The following is a 2389-nucleotide window of genomic DNA, read 5'->3' on the forward strand; positions in this document are numbered from 1 at the left end:
CGTTTGCTGAAATAATTCGCAGATGACGCGATCATGACATAAAACGGCTTGAATCAAGCATTCATCATCATTTTGTAAAGTGTCTAAACAAACTTCGGGTTCGACTACGGCTGAGAGGTCTCCACCAGTTATCAGTAACACTGGGTTAGCAATTCCCACCGGCAATGTTAAGCTCTCTATTGGGGGTTTTAAAAAAGCGTAAGTATATAAATTATACAATTTCATAGGGCTTACCAAAGGAAAATTTTAAATTTTTTACAAATCTTTGTATTGGGGCGTTGAATTGATGTTTTAGTCTTTTCAAGACTATAACACCAAATTCTCAGCTATAATATTATAAACTATTCAGGAATTGTTATGACAACCACTCGTGTACCCAGCCCAATTAAACCTAAAATTAGCACTATGCCTCGGAAGCAATCTGAAGCATCTCAGCAACTTGAGCTTTATAAGTTAATTACTGAAAAACAACGCATCCAAAAAGAATTAAAATTTATGGAGCAGCGCATTCAGCAATTAAAAAATCGTCTAACGGTTCTGGATCATCAAATTGAGAGTACAGAACAGAATATTCAAGATTTGCGTGAATTCAATCCTAGTTTACCTAAAGGGATGCATTCCTCTAAAACTGTTGCTCAATCCTCTAATAATTTTCAAGCCTTTTACCTAGAATATTAAAGCTTAATCAAGGGCGGGTTTTGAGGAAGCCTCGAATTCTTGAGGTGGTAAAACCCGCCTTTACTAAGAAAAGTCATGCTAGAAAAAATCTTAGCTAGTATCAATTTTGAATTTGAAAACGCATAGGATAATAAATCCAACAACCACTTTGATTTTTTCTAATCATTTTAGAGAGAATATTCAGACTGGTTTTCTACAGCTTCTTCTTCTAAGGCTTGAATTTTTAATAACAGTTCTTCTTCCTTAATTTCAAACTCTTCCTCAGAAATATCGCCCAGATCATAAGCCAGTTGCAAGGCTAATAAAAGTTTGTGTAAATTTTCTGTGTCATCATATTCCGTATTTGCACGCTCTTGAATTTTCTCCCCGATCCACATCAAACCACCAATCGGTCCAGTAACCGGAAAGCATAAAATATCAAGAAACATAATTGATTTTCTCCTTACATGAGTTGGGCAAAGGTATAGGGTGCGGTTAAATTGTTATAGCGAATTCGCAAGCGCTCGCCAAACTCTTGATCGATCGCTTCAACTTTCTGGCTAAATTCAGGCTCTTGATCCCAAGGAATTAAATAAGCTGCATTATAAATCATGTCATCGGTCATCGGCTCGCTTTCGACCATCTCTTGAGCACAATGACTTAATTGCTCTCTAAAGACTTGAATAATATCTTGTTTCCGTTGAAATAAAGTGCCTTCTATGAGTTGACCTATATGGATAATTTCTTCCATTGTTAAGTTTTTCCCCATCATCGCATCCCGTTGTTGCTTTAACTCAGGATTAGACTCCAAAGCCCTTTGTAATTCTGACTGGCTATCCCAAAAAATCTTAATGCTAACTTCTCGTTTGCCTGACAATTTAGCAAATAATTCTTTCAGTTGATTTTTATACGGGTTAATTAATTGTTCTGCCACCGTTTCCCAGGTTTTTACAACTAATCCAAACCGCAATGGAAGCAAAGTTCTAAATCCGGCTTCCATCACGCTTTCTAATACTTTTTCATGGCAAATTAAATACCGACGAGATGCCAAATATTTTTCTTTATGAGCAACGGAGTAGAGAAAACTAAAACCGTCAATCACCTCACAGTGAACGGGTTCATTATCAATCCCTGACAAAACTATTTTGTCAGGAATCTGATCAGCAAATATTCCATATAAATAAAGACCAACCGCCATAAGCATTCTCCAAAATTAAACGGGCTGAGAAGTTAAAACTAAACGCAGTTTTAGATGAATTAAATCAAGTTTTGCTAAACCTAAATCAACATTCCCTTCAACAACAACTCCTGTATTTAAAAGTCGATCAACCAATTCCAATACTGAAGGTTTGGTACTATCTTCTCCTGGGTAATAACTTCCTGGCTCTGGTAAAAGAGTACCAAATTCTCCTAGATTGATATTTAACTCTTTTGGATCAACTTCAAAAATTTCACACAAATGGAGAATTTGTTCTTGTAATTTTTGGATACTTTCTGCGGCTCTATCTAAATCAGACTCACTGATAATTCCGCCTTCCATCCGGCGAATGATTTGGGCTTCGAGCAATTGGCGTACCAATTCCACGACAGTTAACAGTAAAGGTGCTAAACCGGCTTTGCTATTACTTTCTGGACGGGTCAGCAAAGCCTCATTAGCAGAATCATAAGGTGTGCAAACAAGTGTCATGATCGCAGTTACGCAGTTAGTGAATCAGTTTTTGACGGCGAATCT

5 protein-coding genes are annotated in these 2389 nt (G+C 37.0%); 1 reads left to right on the forward strand and 4 read right to left on the reverse strand.

Annotated features, from left to right (window positions below):
* Nucleotides 1–225 (reverse strand): GvpL/GvpF family gas vesicle protein (locus AM228_RS28680; protein WP_197285453.1); only part of this gene is annotated, 225 nt, incomplete at its 3' end.
* A gap of 132 nt (nucleotides 226–357) precedes the next feature.
* On the opposite strand from AM228_RS28680, the gene AM228_RS28685 reads away from it, so the two are divergent.
* Nucleotides 358–678, forward strand: coding sequence for a gas vesicle protein (locus AM228_RS28685; RefSeq protein ID WP_054470459.1), 321 nt, complete (start codon nucleotides 358–360; stop codon nucleotides 676–678).
* Between the two features lie 167 nt (nucleotides 679–845).
* On the opposite strand, the gene AM228_RS28690 is transcribed toward AM228_RS28685, so the two are convergent.
* The 3 genes from AM228_RS28690 to AM228_RS28700 are packed head-to-tail and all read right to left on the reverse strand — an operon-like array spanning nucleotide 846 to nucleotide 2344.
* Nucleotides 846–1106 carry a gas vesicle protein GvpG gene (locus tag AM228_RS28690; protein ID WP_054470461.1) on the reverse strand — a complete coding sequence of 87 codons (261 nt, stop codon included), beginning with the start codon at nucleotides 1104–1106 and terminating at the stop codon, nucleotides 846–848.
* Between the two features lie 14 nt (nucleotides 1107–1120).
* Entirely contained in the window at nucleotides 1121–1855 is a 735-nt protein-coding gene (locus AM228_RS28695) for a GvpL/GvpF family gas vesicle protein (protein ID WP_054470463.1), read from the reverse strand.
* Nucleotides 1856–1870: 15 nt separating this feature from the next.
* Complete coding sequence (locus AM228_RS28700; protein WP_054470466.1) at nucleotides 1871–2344, reverse strand: gas vesicle protein K; 474 nt, start codon at nucleotides 2342–2344, stop codon at nucleotides 1871–1873.
* Nucleotides 2345–2389: the final 45 nt, after the last annotated feature.

It is taken from the genome of Planktothricoides sp. SR001, assembly GCF_001276715.1.
Lineage (GTDB): Bacteria > Cyanobacteriota > Cyanobacteriia > Cyanobacteriales > Laspinemataceae > Planktothricoides > Planktothricoides raciborskii.